Source organism: Pseudoflavitalea rhizosphaerae, from assembly GCF_003991355.1.
GTDB classification, from domain to species: domain Bacteria; phylum Bacteroidota; class Bacteroidia; order Chitinophagales; family Chitinophagaceae; genus Pseudobacter; species Pseudobacter rhizosphaerae.
In genome coordinates this window covers 1-19777 of the sequence record NZ_RCSU01000002.1, presented here as the reverse complement: position 1 = coordinate 19777, position 19777 = coordinate 1, and the positions used below count along the sequence as shown (strand labels likewise).

At 44.9% G+C, this 19777-nt stretch carries 13 protein-coding genes; all 13 read left to right on the top strand.

The window, feature by feature from the left end; genetic code table 11:
- The first annotated feature begins 10 nt into the window (after positions 1-10).
- The gene (locus tag D9Y29_RS02930; protein ID WP_164735232.1) at positions 11-727 is read left to right on the top strand and encodes a GLPGLI family protein; all 717 of its coding nucleotides are present in this window, start codon (positions 11-13) and stop codon (positions 725-727) included.
- A gap of 24 nt (positions 728-751) precedes the next feature.
- A complete protein-coding gene (locus tag D9Y29_RS02925; RefSeq protein ID WP_241237836.1) occupies positions 752-2059 on the top strand; it encodes a MutS-related protein in 1308 nt (435 codons plus the stop codon).
- Between the two features lie 148 nt (positions 2060-2207).
- The gene (locus tag D9Y29_RS02920) at positions 2208-3524 is read left to right on the top strand and encodes a MutS-related protein (RefSeq protein WP_127124960.1); all 1317 of its coding nucleotides are present in this window, start codon (positions 2208-2210) and stop codon (positions 3522-3524) included.
- Between the two features lie 206 nt (positions 3525-3730).
- The gene (locus D9Y29_RS02915; protein ID WP_164735231.1) at positions 3731-4291 is read left to right on the top strand and encodes an RNA polymerase sigma factor; all 561 of its coding nucleotides are present in this window, start codon (positions 3731-3733) and stop codon (positions 4289-4291) included.
- A 58-nt stretch (positions 4292-4349) separates the two neighbouring features.
- On the top strand, positions 4350-5501 hold the full coding sequence (locus D9Y29_RS02910; RefSeq protein ID WP_127124958.1) for a FecR family protein: 1152 nt from the start codon (positions 4350-4352) through the stop codon (positions 5499-5501).
- Positions 5502-5815: 314 nt separating this feature from the next.
- The gene (locus tag D9Y29_RS02905; RefSeq protein ID WP_164735230.1) at positions 5816-9529 is read left to right on the top strand and encodes a SusC/RagA family TonB-linked outer membrane protein; all 3714 of its coding nucleotides are present in this window, start codon (positions 5816-5818) and stop codon (positions 9527-9529) included.
- 10 nt (positions 9530-9539) lie between these two features.
- On the top strand, positions 9540-11048 hold the full coding sequence (locus tag D9Y29_RS02900; RefSeq protein WP_164735229.1) for a RagB/SusD family nutrient uptake outer membrane protein: 1509 nt from the start codon (positions 9540-9542) through the stop codon (positions 11046-11048).
- Between the two features lie 33 nt (positions 11049-11081).
- A complete protein-coding gene (locus D9Y29_RS02895) occupies positions 11082-12047 on the top strand; it encodes a hypothetical protein (RefSeq protein ID WP_127124955.1) in 966 nt (321 codons plus the stop codon).
- A gap of 37 nt (positions 12048-12084) precedes the next feature.
- On the top strand, positions 12085-12822 hold the full coding sequence (locus tag D9Y29_RS02890) for an RNA polymerase sigma factor (RefSeq protein WP_127124954.1): 738 nt from the start codon (positions 12085-12087) through the stop codon (positions 12820-12822).
- 110 nt (positions 12823-12932) lie between these two features.
- Entirely contained in the window at positions 12933-13850 is a 918-nt protein-coding gene (locus tag D9Y29_RS02885) for an ABC transporter ATP-binding protein (RefSeq protein WP_241237835.1), read from the top strand.
- Between the two features lie 22 nt (positions 13851-13872).
- Entirely contained in the window at positions 13873-16215 is a 2343-nt protein-coding gene (locus tag D9Y29_RS02880; protein ID WP_127124953.1) for an ABC transporter permease subunit, read from the top strand.
- Positions 16216-16228: 13 nt separating this feature from the next.
- Entirely contained in the window at positions 16229-18571 is a 2343-nt protein-coding gene (locus D9Y29_RS02875) for a Gldg family protein (RefSeq protein WP_127124952.1), read from the top strand.
- Positions 18572-18578: 7 nt separating this feature from the next.
- A partial coding sequence (locus D9Y29_RS02870) for a MutS-related protein (RefSeq protein ID WP_127124951.1) occupies positions 18579-19777 on the top strand: 1199 nt, incomplete at its 3' end.

The window sequence follows — 19777 nt, the reverse complement described above, 5'->3', positions numbered from 1 at the left end:
AAAAAATAACATGAAAAAATTAGTATTGTCAGTTTTCGCTTTATCACTTTTCGGCGTTTTACAAGCCCAGCAAAAGCAAGGCAGAGTCCTGTATGAACAAAGAATAACCTTAGCAGGAGAAATTGACGGAAGACCTGTACCGATCAAATTTCGTCCTGGAAATTCAGAAGTGTTTTTTGCCAACGATCAGTCTTTAATAAAGCAGTTGCCTAAAAAGGAAGAATTGGATATTGATACGGAGGGAGGAGTATCCGTACGAATTGATAACCCGGCTAGTAATCAAATGACGTTTACCAATTTGAAGACAGGCATGAGCGTGTTAAGCCAGGAGGTTGCAGAAAAAAAATATCTTATCTATGATACAATCAATAAACTATCGTGGACGCTATCTGAAGAAACAAAACTAATTCTGGGTCGTAAATGCCTGAAAGCAACTACAAAAAGAAAAAGTCAGCTGGCATACGCATACGGCATCAGTAGTCAGGAAGGAGTGGAAGAAATTGTTACTGTTTGGTATGCGCCCTCTATACCCGTAGCTGCCGGTCCGGATCTCCAGGGACAGCTGCCCGGTGTAATAATGGAGATCAATATCGACAATGGAAAAGTAGTATATACTGCTGTCGAATTGGATGAAAAGATAGATCCTTCGCAAGTAAAAGAACCCGTAGCCGGTACTAAAACTACCAGGGAGGAATTTGCCAGGATTTGTGCTGCTACATGGGAGTAATCCGCCGGAAAAGAAAACAACAAAATGATGTATTTACAAACCGATGAACAAACGATAGAAGACCTCCGGATCTTCGGGAAGCGAGACAGCCAGGGATTATTCGATCTCTACAATCATTCACATACCCGTGGTGCAGAAGCTGTTTTGAAACAGATGTTCATGAGGCCATTGAGTGATCAGTTGGAGATCAACCGGAGAAGCGATATCATCAAAAATTTCTCGGTCATGGATATGCGCTTTCCTTTTGAAGGGGCCTTGTTCGATATGGCGGAAAAATATTTGCTGGCGGCGGATGAACAGAAAAAGCAGGGAACGCAGCAGGTTGTACTCAGTGAAAAAGAGATCAGCAATGGCGTAACGGCGCTGGTCAGCCTGGTGCAACAGATAAGATCTTTTGTGGAAAAGAAAGATGTTATAACCATGGAATCCTATACGAAGGAAAGGGAGGCGATTGCCTCCCTCCTCCTCGAACCAGCTTTTGAACCGGTATTGCGGGAACAACCCAGAGCCAAACTGTCGTATGCAGCCATCACGGCTTATGACCTGCTCTTCCGCCATCGAGAAAAAAATAAAATAGAACAACTGCTGGCGCAGGTCTATCTGCTGGATGTTTATCTTTCTGTAGCCAAAGTGGCGCGGGAAAGGAAGTTCATATTTCCCAAAGCGTTAGAGAAAGGGAAAGGTGAACTACGCCTCAAAGGGTTATATCATCCGGAATTGGCAAAGCCCGTGAGCAATGATTTTGCAATGGATGGTTCCAGGAATGTAGTGTTTCTCACTGGTGCGAATATGGCAGGGAAGTCTACCTTTCTGCGATCTGTTAGTACAGCTGTGTATGTGGCGCATATCGGTTTTCCTGTAGCGGCGTTGGAAATGGAGTTCTCTGTGCTGGATAGCATTTACACTACCATCAATCTGCCGGATAACCTGGGCATTGGCGCCAGCCATTTCTATGCGGAAGTATTGCGGGTGAAAAAAGTGGCGGCAGAGCTGCAGGCTAACAAATCGATCTTCATCATTTTTGATGAGATGTTCCGGGGAACAAACGTAAAAGATGCGCATGAAGCAACGGTGGAGATCACGATGGCATTTGCTGCAAAGAAGAACAGTATGTTCATTATCTCTTCACATATTGTGGAAGCAGGAGAACGTTTGCAGCAATCTCCATCAATAGGGTTCAAATTCCTGCCTACTCGTATGAATGGCAACAAGCCCGAATATACGTACACGTTAGAGAACGGAATTACTGCCGATCGTCATGGGATGATCATCATTCGAAATGAGGGCATCCTGGAAACGCTTCAGCGCGGCTGCAAACGGGCTGTCTCTTAAATCATCAAGGTGCCGCAGTCGCTCGCCTCCCGGCGAGTGACTACTATTTTGTCGCCTCCGGCGACACCGTGTTCGCCGGAGGCGAACCAACAAAAGTCACTCGCCGGGAGGCGAGCGACTGGGCACACCATGATAAAATTCAACATTAATGCAATTCAATACAGATAAACAAACAGTGGAGGAACTGAACCTGCTGGGAAAATTCAGACAGGGATCAGTATACCATCTTTTTAATGAAGTCAAAACGCGGGGCGGTGAACAATTGCTGGATACGATGTTCCGCAATCCTCTGCTCGATGCTAAAAGCATCAATCAACGCAGTAGCATTTTCCATTTTTTCCAGCAATCAAACCTGAGTTTTTCCTTCGATGTACAGCAGCTCAATATCATGCGGGAATACCTCGATGCAGGCACAGGCAAGAGCGCTTTCGCCATCATGTGCAGTATGCTCACGCAAAAACTACTCAGCAAGCTCACCCGCGATGAACGGTACAAGAAATCTGTACAGGGGCTGCAGGCCACCATCGTTACCCTGAATCGTTGCCATGGGATACTGGAAACACTGCAGCAGTTGAAAAGCCCATTGGCTGCTCGTGTCAACCAGCTGCTCCAGCTGCTTTCCGATAAACAACTGCATAAACTCCGCAACACCGATATCTATAAAGACCTGCCAGTGGCGGTTCTTGCGCAATATGATCACCTGCTGAAAAGCCGATTCCCCACTGAAATGGACAACCTGTTACAGTTTATCTATGAATTGGATTTATACATTGCCGTGAGCAATGTGGCCCGGAAGAAAGGTTTCACCTATGCGAAGGCGTTAGCCCCGGATCGGAATATATTGCTGGCGAAGGACCTGAAACACCCCTGCATCGATAAAGCCATCGGGAATGACCTCTTCATGCAGGAAGATCTGAATGTGATCTTTCTCACAGGGGCGAATATGGCAGGGAAATCAACATTGATGAAATCGATCGGCATCGGAATGTATCTCGCCCATATGGGCTTCCCCGTTGCTGCTTCTGCATTTGAATTCTCTGTACGCGAAGGCATGTATTCGAGTATCAACGTGGCTGATAATATCGGGCTTGGCTATAGTCATTTCTATGCCGAAGTGGTACGCGTAAAACAAGCTGCCGATGCAGCTGCGAGCGGTAAGAGATTATTGCTGATGTTCGATGAGCTGTTCAAAGGCACCAATGTGAAAGATGCCTATGACGGTACGCTGGCCGTTACTCAAGCTTTTGCTGAATACCAGGATTGCCTGTTCATCGTATCAACCCATATCATTGAAGTAGGAGAAGCATTGAAAGCAACCCCAAATATTCAGTTCAGGTTCATGCCTACCATAATGGATGGAGTCAAACCGCGGTACACTTATAAACTGGAAGAAGGCATTACAGAGGACCGTCAGGGTATGATGATCATTCGGAATGAAGGCATCCTCGCATTGATCGGAGAATAGTTAGTATTGCCAATAATGCTTTTGTGGAAGGCGTCTGCATGCAATGCAGGCGCCTTCTGCGTATTTCCTGCCTATGACCATAGCTAAGTTCCCGGATAATTGCATAGCGCCGAATAACTATGAAGGCAAATGCCCGGATTTTTGTAGTTTGCGCCTTAGCAGATACCACGATAATAAATACCCACCCTACATATAATGAAAAAGAATTGCTCCTGAGGCTTGCTGAAGGAGATGAACAGGCATATACCCGTATCTATTGCCATTTTCAGCAACGGCTTCTGAAATTCATCCTCCCCTTTTCTATTGATAGAACGGAAGCGGAAGAAGTTGTTCAGGATACTTTGTTCAAGATCTGGACCCGAAGAGAAACATTAGCCGGGATCAATTCCCTGGAGCATTATATTCAAAGGATCGCCAGAAATTTACTCATAGACCGCCAGAGGGAAAGAGCTGTTCAACAAAAATATTATGGCCAGATCTTAAGTACTGACCGTATCGAAGCCCAGGCTGAAGAAGACTATCTATTGAAGCAATACCATATTATCGCCAGGGATGCTATTAACAGGCTCTCAGACAAACAAAGAGAGATCTTCCTGTTGCGGCACTCCGGAGACCTGTCCCTGGCTGAAATTGCAGCGCATACGGGGAGTACCATACCTGCCGTCCAGAAGAACCTGACCCGTGCGGTACAGTTCATCAAAGCCTGTCTGATAAACAATAAGGACTGGACTTCCCTCTGGATTATTTCCATTTATTCATTTTTCTGAAAAAAAACAGGATCTAAATGTCCTTACCCATCTTCGGGAACCGTCTTAATTAAATACCATGAGTATTTCAAAAATCAGACAACTGGAATTATTGCGGGAGTTTGCAGTCAGGGGCCCTTCAGAAGAGGAACTTACGGAGTTTCGTGAATCCATTAAAGGGCTTTCGGAAGCGGAAGTTGCTGAGTTGATGAATGAATATGCTGAACTGATGGAAGCTGACAACAGCGAAGGAAAGCTGGATGAGCAACTGCTTGTTCAAATGCAGGGCAGAGTTGCTGAGTGGAATAAACATGAATTGGCAAGAAGGACCATATCAATGAGAGCGGCCTATAAATGGGTTGCTGCTGCCGCTATCATATTGGTGGCTGGAATTGGTTACTGGCGCTGGTTGGACAATAAAAAACAAGCAACAACAATAGCTGAGACAGTTACCATCCCTCCAGGAAAAAATGGAGCCATCCTGACTTTGGCAGACGGGGCTGCAGTGTTACTGGATACCATCAGCAATGCAACAGTGGCGCTTCAGGAAGGAGTAACAACTAAAGTGGTGAATGGCGCCCTGGTTTATGAAGGAACAGGGAACAAAAGCAGCTACAATACTATGTCTACCCCCAAAGGAAGGCAGTATAAGCTGACCCTGCCAGATGGTTCGGAGGTATGGCTGAATGCAGCCAGCTCCATTCGATATCCCATTGCCTTCACCGGCAGAGAAAGAAAAGTTGAATTACAGGGCGAAGCTTATTTTGAAGTCAAAAAGAATGCAAGGCAGCCCTTTGTTGTGGATGCGGGAAACAAAGCGCAGATTGAAGTGCTGGGCACCAGTTTCAATGTCAGCGCCTATTCAAATGAAAAAGATCTCAATACTACTTTGATCGATGGAAGTATAAAAGTGAACGGAACGATGGTAAAACCCGGACAACAGGCACGCATAACCGATAAACTGCACCTTATCAATAATGCCGATACTGAAAAAGTGATGGCCTGGCAGCGCGGGTTCTTCAATTTTGAAGGCGCTTCCCTGGAAGAGGTGATGCGCCAGCTGGAGCGCTGGTACGATATTGAAGTTGAATACCAGAACGGTATTCCGGCCATCGCTTTTGGTGGCGAAATGAAAATGAATACATCGCTCAACGGCATTTTGCTCGCACTCGAAAAATCAGGGATCCATTTCAGACAGGAAGGCAGAACACTGATTGTGCTTCCTGATTGATTCCTATTCTCAAAATTTGTGATTCCATAATAACCATAGCAGAACCTTTCCTTAATCTTGAAAATGACCGGTGAAATTCCGGAAGCCATTAGCCTGCCTATAATTTTACCTGGGTCCGATAAGAAAAGCCGGAAGTGTTAGAGGCACTCCCGGCAACAGTTTCGTTGGATCCTCAAAGGCGATTACTCCTTTTAATTTACCACCAAAACTTACCCAAAGGTATGCAAAAAATTGCTTCCGGGTCAGGTTCAAACCCGCTTGTGCCCGAGGATCAGCGGGGAAGCCGAAGCCCTTTCACCAAAATTCTGCTGGTTATGAAATTAACCGCCCTGCTTTTGACGATCGCTTTCTTACAGGTACATGCTGCAGGTTCCGCTCAAACTGTAACGATCTCCGGAAAAGACATCCCGTTGAAACAAGTGTTCAATGCCATCAAGCAGCAAACCGGATATGTCGTTTTCTACAACAAGGATATGCTGGACAATACGAAGCCTGTTACACTCTCGGCTTACAATATGCCATTGCAGGAGTTATTGCAATGGGTGTTCAGGGAACAACCGGTGAGTTTTACCATCAGTGAAAACAATATTATTTTATCTCTCCGTGTACAAACAAGTCTGAAGATCGAACCGGTTATCCTGCATATCCCGGATGTTAGAGGTCGCATCCTGGATGCCGACGGCCAGCCGATGTCCAATGTGAGTATACGCATCAGAGGTACCAAACTTGGCACCACTTCCGTTGCAGACGGTAGTTTTTCGCTGGATGTAAAAGAAGGCGACATACTGGATATATCTGCTGTTGGTTTCACGCCTATTGCAGTGCGGCTCAATGGCGAACAGTTCACAGTAGTACCTGTTGAGCGGTCAAGGAAACGGAGCATCGATGGAGCGATCAGCCAGCTGGTATTTCCCGGCAAACAAAATGTAATCATCAGGATGGCCCGTTCCAATGATGTACTGGAGGAAACCGTTATTTACAACGGTTATCAGAAGATCAAACAAAAATACCTGACAGGTGCAGTTACCTCTTTAAAGATGGATTCAATTATGCAACCGGGTTTGAATACGGTTGATAAGATGCTGGAAGGACGCGTGCCCGGTATGATGTTCCTGCAAAACTCCGGACAGGCGGGCGCCGCTCCCAAGCTGCGTATCCGGGGAACCAACACATATTTGGGATCCAGGGAACCGCTTTGGGTGGTGGATGGAATCGTTCGCACCAATCCCTTCCCTATCCCTGCGGAAAGGATCAATGATCCTGATTTCGTGAACCTGCTGGGCAATGCCATTTCCGGATTGAATCCTTACGACATCGATCAGATCGATATATTGAAAGATGCAACAGCCGCTGCGTTGTATGGCGTAAGAGCGGCCAATGGTGTTATCGTGATCACCACCAAGAGAGGAAAGCCCGGTCCTCCCACTGTCAATTACAATGTAACAGGAACCTACACACGAAGACCCAGGTATACAGACAGGGACGTTTACATGATGGATTCCCGCGAGCGGATCGATGTTTCCCGGGAAATGATCGAAAAGCAAATGGTACTGCGTGGTAGCGCCCTCGAAGCTTATGAAAAAGATATTGTTGACTACTATGCCGGCCGGATCGATTTTGAAACATTCAAAAAAAGTGTTGACAGGGCTGAAGCCATAAATACAGACTGGCTGGGCAATACGATGCGCGATGTATTCACCACCAAACATTCTTTAAGTGTGTCTGGAGGCTCTCAATCGATCTTCTATCGCGCATCAGTTGGATACCATTCAGACCCCGGCGTGATCAAAAAAGAAAGCAATGACCGTTACACCGGTTTGCTGAACCTGCAGATGAACTACAGAAAATTCAAAGTAGATTTCAATATCCAACTTTACAAAGAAAAAAGAAAATATACGCCCGGAGAGATTGGCGTTCTCAATTATGCTTATGGCACCAGCCGCGCTATCCCATTGTATAATGAAGATGGATCACGCTATTTCTATTCAACCGTCAGCTCCAAACCCGTCTCATATGGGGTCAAAGGTTATAAAACGATGAACATCCTGAATGAGATGGACCATACCGCGGAAAGAACAGAAAATAATGAACACACCGCCAGTATCGACCTCAGTTATGAGATCGCCAAAGGAATTCAGTTCCAATCCACGCTCAGCTATACGGGTGGCAACTCCAGCCATGACGTATGGTTTGAAGAAAATACAGAATGGGCCATCCAGCTCAGAAATATTGCAGTCGATCCCATTCTGAATACATTCATGCCAATAACAGATCCGATGCCTTTTGGAGGGGAGCTGCAAACGCTGCAGGTCAGGAAGCAGAACTATAGCATCAACGGCCGTGTCAATTTCTCCAGGTTCCTCGATCGGCAAAAAAGGCACCAACTCACTGTAGAAGTGGCTGCTGATCTGCGATCTGCGCGAGGCAATTCAATTGCAATAAGAAGCCGGGGATATTATCCGGGCAGGGGGCATAGCTTCGCACAAATAGATCCGAATAAATACACAACTTTTGCCAGCTGGCAGGCTGTCAACAGCGCCCCCGTCATCACAGAAGACATACAAAATACAGTCCGCCCTTACCTGACTTCCACCTATGTTTTCAATGAGCGCTATGTGATCACTGCCACCACCAGCCAGGACTTCTCCAATTCATTTGGTTCGAGGAGTAATGAAAAGTTCCTGCCCACCTGGGCACTGTCTGGCCGATGGAATATTCATGAAGATCTGTTGCGAAATGTATCATGGGTAGACCAGGCGGCATTGCAGTTGCGATTTGGCACAAAGGGGAATATGTTGGATGGCCAGACACCCTACACCATTATCAACAAAGGCATGATCAATACTTTCTACAATGCATTTTCCTCCAAAATCACTTCTTTTCCCAACCCGGATCTGGCTTGGGAAAAAACACAAGATTACGGTGGTGGATTGGATTTTTCCATCCTGAAAGGAGCAATCAATGGTTCACTGGCTTATTTCTACAGCAAAACCACCAATGCATTCCTGCATAAGCGGGTGTCCACTGTGAATGGAGCTCCGAATGATAATTATGTTGTGAATGGAGGAACATTGGAAAACCAGGGTGTGGAAATGAGCCTGAATTTCAAGTTCATCGACAATCTGGGGGCCGGTAAAAAAAGATTCATATGGCGTTTCGATCCTCAATTGGGACAGGTATTCAACACACTGATCAATAACAACATTAAAAGCCGTAATGTAATGGCGGATGCAGCCTCCTTTACTTACCAGAGCTACCTGGAGGGTAAGGTGCCTATCAATGGAAAATCTGTCAATACGTTTTATTCTTATCGCTTTAAAGGCCTTGACCCGGAATATGGATTTCCTGTTTTTTATGGAGCTGAACCTGAAAATAAAGAGGAACTCGTGGAAAAATATAATAAGATGACGAAAGCCGAAGTTTTCAGCATGGTAATGGTGGAGTCTGGAAGAAGGGAACCTGTTCTTCAGGGTGGTATCCTTAATTCATTCGTATATGGGAACTGGACATTCAGTTTTACTTTCACCTACAGTGTTGGCAACAAGATCAGGTTGCTTCAGATGACATCAGGAAATTACGGCACTTTCAGGCCCAGTTCACAACAAAACCTTCGCAAAGAATTTACGCAAAGATGGCGCTATCCGGGAGACGAAAAATTCACCAATATCCCGGCTATACAGGGAACTTCGGATAACTTTCAAGACGACCATTTTGGCTGGTGGGGAGCTTACAACATGCCTACCCGATTTGCTTCAGATTATTACCAGATGTATGATTTCTCGGACCTGCGGGTGGTGAAAGGAGATTATCTCAAACTCCAGTCTGTTTCGCTGATTTACATGTTTCCGGAAGCGTTATGCAGAAAACTATATTGTAAAGGCGCCACGGCAAATTTCAGTGGCAGCAACCTTTACACATTTGCCAATAAAGCGCTTCGCGGACAGGCTCCTTCCCAATCTGGTTCCGCTGATAATATCACTCTTTCCATCAGGCCGGTATATGCCCTCAACCTCAATATTAGTTTTTAAATCTACCATTATGCATTCAACTGCTAACAGGATATTGATCTTTTTGTTTTGCATACTGAGTCTCAGCACCGTCTCCTGCAAAAAATTCCTCGCCACCTATTCCCAGAATAAAAGCTTTGTTGAGTCGGCAGCAGATCTCGATGAATTGCTGGTGGGAGATGCGTACATAAATTATCTTCAACCGGGTACTCCTCAAATGCTGCATGAAATGGATGATGACCTTGCGCTGGTGATACCTGATACCTACGATCGATTTGAGATAGAGACAGGATTTCATCACTGGCAGGAACAACCGCGAATGACAGCCGGAGGGCAACTTATCACTAACGATCTGTTCTTCTCAGAAACATACAGCAGGATTGCCCGGATCAATTCTATACTTCAAAATATTCCATCATTGCAGGAGAAAGGCGAGCCTGCCGCTACATTGAAGAGAATATCCGGAGAAGCCTTTTTCCTGAGGGCCTGGTACTACTTCGTACTGGTAAACATTTATGGAAAGCCTTATAAATTGGCTACTGCGGCTACTGATTTCGGCGTTCCGCTGAAAACAGATCCCGCTATCAAAGACCAGTTCGTTGTCCGCAGCAGTACCAAACAGGTATATGATCAGATCGTTGCAGATCTGCTGGAAGCAGAGAAAGCGCTGGCAGGCGCCAATGAATCCTCCACCATCCGGGTGAACCAGGCGGCTGCGCAGGCATTCCTAAGCAGGATCTATCTCTACATGGAAAATTATGAGAAGGCTATTGAATATGCCAGCAAGGTGATCGATATCAATAAGTATAAGTTGATGGATCTGAATACTTATATCGAAGAAAAAGATTTTCTGACCAATCATGATGCTGAGGTGATATTCACCATGGGTACAAATTATGGACTAATCCATATTATGGCCTTACACCAGGATATCCCCACCCGCACCGCCTACAAGGCTTCAGACAACCTCCTCTCTGCCTATTCTCAAAATGATCTGCGCCTGAAGGTTTTCTTTCAAAGGAACAGCAGAGGAGAAATGAGAATAGCCAAAAAAAGAACAAGTCCCAGCCCTTCAGTGAACGCTGTAGGTGATCTGTTCCTTGTCCGTCTCGCCGAAATTTACCTGAATAAGGCAGAAGCGCTGGCGGCCCTCGATCGCTTCGAAGAAGCCCGCAACACCTTACAGGAATTCAGGAAAACCCGTTTCAAACCATCAGATCTTCCTCCGGTAAATGCAGAAGGCGCTACACTGATCAACTTTATCCGCGATGAACGAAGACGCGAGCTTTGCCTTGAAATACACCGCTGGTTTGATCTTCGCCGTTATGCAGTGAACAGCAAATATCCATTCAGTAAATCCATCATACATCGTTCTGTAGTATACACGGGAAACGGATACGGAGATAACGGTTATTATGAACTGGGGCCCTATGAACAGGATGCTGCAGCCTGGATTGTTCCTATCGCGAATGATGAGATAGAGTTCAACAATGGACTGCTTACAAACGAAACCAGGCCGGCACGCCCACTGAAACAATGACCCGCTTTATCATTCATCCCAATCACACTCATCATGAAACTTTACAATCACCATAAACCTGCAACGCTTACACTTACTTTCTATCTGCTGGTAAGTATGCTCATTGCTGGTTGCCGGAAAGAAAAAGACCCTGAGCCCAGCAACCAGGACAAAAACTATTTCGTTATTGAAGACAATCCTGGTGACCCCATCGATCATGCGATCTACGAATTCTATAAAAGCACTGGGATTGCCACATTCTATAATGATTCCATTTACAAAAAAAGAATCAGCAGGGAGGGGGAAATTCCGGAACGCTTTACCTATATAAAGCTAACACTAAATTATACCCCTCTGGGTAGACCGAATGTTTACTCAAAGCCACTTTCATCGAGAGCCAATATCCAGCCCCTGCTGCAATTGCTGGAAACTGAAACACTCCCTAAACTTCCAACTGATATCATTATCCCCAGCATCCTGTTGATCGACTCGTTTTCTGACCATCAGATCAAAAAAAATATGCAGATCCCGCATGGCCTTACGTCCATTTATGGATTCAATACCCTTGGCATTACAGTAGCGGATATGGCAATGATGGACAATGAAGAAAGAAAAATGTATGCAGCATCCATCCTCGCCGGAATTTCATCAAGAAGGCTCAATGATCTTTATGCAGGACAGTTGCAAAAGGATTTTTTCAGCCTGTCGAGAGATGCCACAAAAAATACAATCGCCATGGATATCTATAGCGGCATTCCATGGCTTCTGCTGCTTCCTTTAGGTGAAGAACCGTCGCCCCAAACTATTGGTCTCCTATTCTACCCAACATATGATTACCCGTTTGGAGATTATCCCAATATGCCTCGTGAGGAGGATGATATCAGGGCTTATCTCACAGCTGCATTTTATTATACCACGCAGGAATTTACAGACCTGCATCCGAACGAAACACTGATTCTGCAAAAGTTCAATATTATCAGACGCTTCGCCAAAGATGCCGGGTTCAGGATCCCGGATTAATATGAAACGTTGACATCAGGCGATTAAATGAACACTCATGACCAGTACAACCTGTTATCCATCTGTACCATTTTCATCAGCCGGATATCCGCACAAGGATATTCGGCTGCAAATGTTCCATTCACAGTTTGCAAAGATCGTGCATGACTGGACACCGCACCTGCAATACAGGGCATGGCAGATCACCAAAAACCAGCATGCAGCGGAAGATATTGTACAGGAAGCCTTTCTTGCTTTATGGCAACAGACAGCTAAGTGCGTACCGGATAACCCTGTAGGCTGGCTGATCAAAGTAGTTACCAACCTATCAGCCAGGTATATTCGAAATTTGAAAGTACAAGTCCGCATACATGAATTGCTAAGCGATGAAAAGAATACATCCGTCACTGAAACAGAAGAATACCTGATTGGGAAGGAAAAGTATGCCTTGCTCAAAAATCTCTTCAACCAGTTAACTGATCAGCAAAAGATCGTACTTCACCTCAGTAAGGAAAAAGGATGGAGAAGAGCTGAGATCGCCGCCTATTTGCAACTTTCGCCCAACACTGTGCGAATGCATTTGCACCGCGCTGTACAATTCATGAAAGAAAATTTTGTTTGCATTTCCATATTTGCCCTGCTCTTTATTTGTAACAATATTTTTCTCAAATCCGGTAGTACAAAAGAAGAACTCAGGGAACTCTTTATAAAGAAGAAAATGAGCAGCGCTATTTCTGAAACTGTTCAGGATTTACCACTACTGAAAAATTTCTCACAGGTAGTAACCATTCATTAAAACAATAATACCTGCCTTCGGGCAGCCAGACAACAGAACCGGCTGATACAGTATGCTGTAGCGGCCAGGAGATGCTATGCCCTTATCAAATATTCATAAACATACAATGTATGATCTTAAAAACTGAAAACCTGTCTCATCGCTATAGTAGTAGCTGGGCCATCCGGGATATCAATATCGAAATCAAAGATGCCGGGATCATCGGGCTGTTGGGTTCCAATGGCGCCGGAAAATCCACCACCATGAATATCATTTGTGGTACGCTCAACCAGACGGAAGGAAATGTTCATATAAACGGTATAGATAGCCGAAAAGATCCGGAAGGAGCTAAAAGGCAGATCGGCTTTTTGCCACAAACGCCGCCATTGTATACCGACCTCACCATCGATGAATACCTTACTTACTGCGCCACTCTTCGATTGATTGATAAAGCTTCAATAAGGTCCGCTGTAGAGGAAGTCAAGGAACGTTGCGGGATCGCGCATTTCAGCTCCCGACTGATCAAAAATTTATCAGGTGGTTATCGCCAGCGGGTGGGCATCGCCCAGTCCATTATCCATAAACCCAAACTGGTGGTGATGGATGAACCAACCAATGGACTGGACCCCAATCAAATGATTGAAGCCCGCAAACTGATCAGGGAAATTGCCCAGGAGCATACTGTGCTGATATCCTCGCACATCCTGTCAGAGATCAACCTGCTCTGCCGGGAGATCATTATGATTGAAAATGGCAGGGTGGTGTTCTCAGACAGCATGGAGGCATTCAATAATTATTCAAAAGCAAGTTCGATACTTGCAACACTGGAAAATCCTCCTTCGAAAGAAGACTTGTTGCAGGTAAAGGGTGTAACAGCCGTTGAGTTCCTAACCAACACACAGGCACGAATATATTTTGATGGCAATAATGATGTGAAGGAAAGACTGGTAATTGCCAGTGTAGAAAATGGATGGCGACTAAGTGATATTGGTTTCGATAAAGGCCTCCTCGATGACATTTTCAAACAGTTATCATCTCAGTCCGCATAATCATCTATCCAAAAAATAATCCATGCGCATTACATTTCAAATAGCCAAAAATGAGCTCCGGAACCTGTTCTATTCGCCAATAGCCTGGTTTGTTTCTATTGTACTGATGGTGATGTGTGCCTTTTATTTTGACGGCTTCATTTCCTTCCTTGCAAAATATATAAACCTGACTTATAAAAACCAGCCGAACGTAAAACTTTGGGCTTTCGATTCTTTTACCCATGGCCTCTACCTGAATTTGATGGATAGTTATATCATCAGAATACTGCCTCGCCTCTACCTGTTTGTACCATTATTGACAATGGGGGTCATCGGCCGGGAGTTCAGCAATGGCACCATCAGGTTATTGTATTCCTCACCTGTGAAACTCCGTACCATTGTACTGGGAAAATTCCTGGGGATGGCTATCTATAATCTCTTGCTGGTATCGATTGTAGGAATTTGTATGGTAGCCGGATTTAGTACAGTCAAATCGCTGGATGTTCCTCCATTGTTATGTGCCAGTCTGGGGATTTACCTGTTTCTTACCGCGCTGACCGCTATCGGTATCTTTATGTCTTCCCTGACCACTTACCAGGTAGTAGCCGCTATAGCCACCTTTATTGCACTGTTCATTTTAAATAGTATCGGAACCTTATGGCAGGATTACGATTTCATAAGGGACCTGACCTGGTTCCTTTCCCTGCATGGACGATTGGAAAAGATGACCCTGGGATTACTCACTACCAAAGACGTATTGTACTACCTCATCATCATGACCATGTTTGTAGGATTCACCTTGCTGAAACTAAAGGCCGGGCGGGAAGCAAAACCCTGGTATGTGAAAATGGGCAGATACCTGGCTATTATTGCCGGAGCTCTTGTAATTGGATACATCAGTTCCCGGCCCAGGTTAACGGGTTATTTAGATACTACGGCTACCAAAACCAATACCATTCATCCCCGAACACAGCAGTTATTAAAAAGATTAAACGAAGCACCATTAGAAGTAACATTGTATACTAACTTTTTTGGACATAATGCAAGCCATGGCTTCCCGAAAAATCGCAATAACTATCTGACCACACTCTGGGAGGGGTACCAGCGATTTAAGCCTGATATCGATTTTAAATATGAGTATTACTATGCACTGCCCAAAGGAAGTCAAAATATTTTTAGTCAGTACCCCGGGAAAAGCCTGGTACAAATTATGGGGTTGCAAGCGAGAATGAGCAAAGTAGATTCGGCGTTGTTCAAATCTCAGGATGAGATTCAGCAGCAGATTGATCTTGAACCAGAAGATTACCAGGTGATCATGCAGTTCAAATACAAGGAACGTACTACGCTGGTAAGACTTTATTATGATAACGCAGGTCCGTGGCCTGATCAGCAAAATATGAATGCAGCTTTCAGCCGTTTGTTGCAGGATCCTATCCCGCAGGTGTATTTTGCTACGGGAGAATTGGAGCGCAATATTTATAAAGAAGGGGAAAGGGAATATTTTACTCATGTTCTTGACAAGATGAATCGTGGTGCCCTGATCAATATTGGCTTTGATGCCGATAGCCTTAATCTCGCTACTCAGCATATACCAGATTCAACTTCCCTCCTGGTAATGGCGGACCCGAAAATGGAATTGTCTCCAACGGTATTGAAGAAGCTGCAAAATTATATCGATAACGGTGGTAACATGCTGGTGTCGGGCGAACCTGGCAAGCAGTATGTATTGAACCCGCTGCTGTCTCAAACAGGCGTTCAATTCAGCAATGGTCAGTTGGTTGAGCCGAGCAAGAACGAAACACCGGATAAGATAACCAACTATTATACGTTTGATGCCTTTCAACTTGCTGAGTACAAAAAACTGGTACAATATAAATATGTGTGGGAAAACGGCCACAAGGCAGACAGTTTAAAAGTCGGTTTTGCAGGAGCCACCGGAATGTCCTGGTCTGAAGATAGCGGCTTTACCATAAAACCCCTGTATATGACCATGCCCGGGAAGACATGGATCAAAGCAGGTAAACTGGTAACGGATTCTGCTACTCCGGTTTTCAGTCCGGCGGAAGGCGATATCCGGGAAAGGTCTTTTGCTTCTTCCATTGAATTATCGAGACGGCACAAAAACAGAGAGCAACGTATCATTATTGCCGGAGACGCGGATTATCTCAGTAATCTCCGGCAAAAGGAAAATATCATTGATCCTCTTTATAGCTGGCTTACTGACAACCGGTTCCCTGTGTATACTCCCTACCCTCGTGTTAAAGACAATGTCTTCATCCTAAGCCCTGCCGGGGCAGCTTTTCAAAAAATTCTGCTTTTATGGGTGTTACCTGCATTAGTGCTTTTGATCGGTACTGTTACATTAATCAGAAGAAAAAGAAAATAAATAAATCATTCCCATGAAGGTTATATTCGGTATAGCAAAAAACGAGTTTCGATACTTGTTTTACTCACCCATTGCCTGGTTCGTTCTCCTCGTTTTTCTGGTACAATGTGCCGTTTTCTTTAGCGGCCCGGTATACGATTATGCCAATATCCAGGAATTATCGATAAAAAATATGGTATCCTTTGGTGGGTTTGACCCACCGCTGACAAAAGGTATTTTTTATGGTAAACATTTTCTCGAAAATATCGTACGCAACCTGTATCTATTTATTCCTATTCTTACGATGGGATTGATCAGCAGGGAAGTCAATAGTGGCACAACTGCCTTGCTTTTTTCTTCCCCGGTAAATTTAAGAAGGGTGATACTTGGTAAATATCTTGGTATCATGCTGTATAACCTGTTGTTGCTACTGATCGTTGCCATATTTCTTGCAACTGGTATTTTCGATATCAAACACGCTGATTACGGAACATTGTTGTCAGCAGCGCTGGGTCTTTATCTGTTGATCTGTACTTATTCTGCCATAGGCATGTTCATGAGCTGTTTGAGCTCTTACCAGATCGTATCTGCCCTCGCTACTTTCACGGTGTTATTTATTCTGACTTATATTGGAAGCTTATGGCAACGTTACGACTTCATACGTGACCTTACTTACTTTCTCTCGATGCAAAAACGAACAGAGAAAATGCTTCACGGATTGATTGTAACAAAGGATGTGATCTATTTTGTACTGGTAACTTTCATGTTCATGGCTTTCACATTTATCAGGTTAAAGAATGACAGGGAATCCAGGCCCAGGTTAATCAAAATGGGAAGATACGTTGCGGTATTTTTGGTAGTAGTATTCATTGGCTATGCCAGTTCCCGGCCTGCAGTGACTGGCTATTGGGATACAACGGCTACCAACCGTAATACCATTCATCCGAAAACGCAAGCCACCTTACATGAATTTAATAAGGATAGTACACTCGAAGTTACACTCTACACGAATCTGTTAGGAAATGGCATTGGGGCAGGTATGCCCGAATCGCGCAATGCAGGGTATCTGTCTGGCCTCTGGGAGCCTTACCTCCGTTTTAAGCCTGATATCCGTTTTAAGTATGAGTATTATTATGACAACGATCCGGCAAAAGATGACAGTTCGTTGTACCGGGCTTTCCCCGGAAAGCCTTTGACTGAAATAGCAACAGAGATGGCGGAACTGGTGGATGCCAACCTGTCTATGTTTATGCCGCCGGAAGAAATGCGTAAGATCATTGACCTCAATCCGGAGGGTTACAACCTTGTGATGCAACTGAAGTACCAGGGACGTACCACTTTCCTTCGGACTTACGATTTTGATCCGCAATTCTGGCCGGACGAAAGTAACATGATAGCAGCGCTTAAGCGTGTGTTAGGTACCGATATGCCGTCTGTAGGATTTGTTACCGGTGGGTTTGAGCGCAGTTTTATTAAAACAGGAGAACGTGAGTATGGCGTACATGCAGCGCGCAGGGAATCCCGGGCTTCCTTGTTGAATAATGGCTTTGATGTAGATACTATCAACCTTGCCATACAGGATATTCCAGATACTTTGAATGCGCTGATACTGGCTGATCCAAAAGTAGACCTGAGCCCGGAAGCGCTGAACAAATTAAAGAACTACATCGACAAGGGAGGCAATTTGATGGTAAGCAGCGAACCAGGAAAACAATATGTAGTGAATCCCTTATTATCGCATCTTGGTGTTCAATTGATGAATGGACAAATATTGCAACCTACCTTCCACGAAACACCTGACAAGGTAATCCCCTATATGACTAAAGCCTGCTCCGGACTTTCGGAAGATATGGCCTCATGGGGAAAGCTACAAAGAGGTGATACTATAGCTATATTTATGCCTGGCGTTACAGGAATTTCCCTTACCAGTGATAAAGGGTTCAGCACTGATTCACTTACAATTACTATCCCTGACAGCACCTGGCTGAAGGCCGGCCCTATTGTTATCGATTCCATCGTGCCCCCCTTCAATCCAATGGAAGGTGATATCAAAGGACCTTCTTTTAAGACCCTGCAAAAAATGACGAGAAAGATCAATGGCAAAGAACAACGGGTGATGATTGCCGGCGATGCAGATTTTCCCAGCAACAGGATGCTGGTTGTTGATCCGTTCAATTTTCGTTTGCTGGTTTCAACCTATACCTGGTTAACCAATGATCAGTTTCCCGTTTTTATGCCAAGACCGGCCGATAAAGATATCTACATGAACATTGGTGAAAGAGCCGCTTATTACCAGAAAATAATTTTTGTATATGTACTGCCTGCTCTTTTGCTCATCGGTGGCACTGTACTCTTAATCCGTCGAAAAAGAAAATAATTAAAAGATGTACTTACAAACCGATGAACAAACGATCGAGGATTTGCGGATCTTCGGCAAGCGGGATAGCCAGGGATTGTTCGATCTTTACAATCATTCACATACCCGTGGCGCAGAAGCAGTATTAAAAGAGATGTTCACCAAACCGTTGAGTGAGCAGCAGGAGATCAACCGGAGAAGCGATATCATTAAAAATTTCGCCGGCATGAATATGCGCTTTCCATTTGAAGGAGCTTTATTCGATATGGCAGAAAAATATCTGCTGGCAGCTGATGAACAAAAGAAGCAGGGATCGCAACAGGCGGTGCTGAGCGAAAAAGAAGTGGCGAATGGAGTAACGGCACTGATCAGCCTGGTGCAACAGATCAAAACTTTCATAGATACAAAGGAGGTCATAGCCATGAAATCCTGGTCAAAGGAAAGGGAGGCGATTGCCTCCCTCCTCCTCGACCCTGCTTTTGAACCGGTGTTGCGCGAACAGCAAAAAGGGAAGCTCTCCTATGCCGCCATTACAGCTTATGATCTGTTGTTCAGGCATCGTGAGCGTAGCAAGATTGAACAACTGCTGGCGCAGATCTATCAACTGGATGTTTATCTTTCTGTAGCCAAAGTGGCAAGGGAAAGAAATTTCGTATTTCCCAAAGCGTTAGAAAAGGGGAAAAGTATACTGCGGCTCAAAGGTGTTTATCATCCTGAGCTGGCAAAGCCGGTGAGCAATGATTTTTCGATGGATGCCTCCAATAACGTGGTTTTTCTCACTGGCGCAAACATGGCAGGTAAGTCTACTTTTTTAAGATCTGTGAGTACAGCAGTATATGTGGCGCATATTGGTTTTCCGGTAGCGGCATCCGAGATGGAATTCTCTGTGCTGGATGGTATTTACACCACCATTAACCTGCCTGACAATCTCGGTATCGGCGCCAGCCATTTCTACGCGGAAGTACTAAGAGTGAAGAAAGTGGCGTCGGAGCTGCAGGCGAACAAGTCCCTCTTCATCATTTTCGATGAAATGTTCCGCGGCACCAATGTGAAAGATGCGCATGAAGCTACTGTGGAGATCACGATAGCTTTTGCGGAAAAGCGGAAAAGCATGTTTATTATCTCTTCTCATATCGTGGAAGCGGGCGAGCGGTTGGATAAAATCCCTTCCATTGGATTCCAGTACCTGCCTACACGCATGAACGGAAACATACCCGAATATACCTA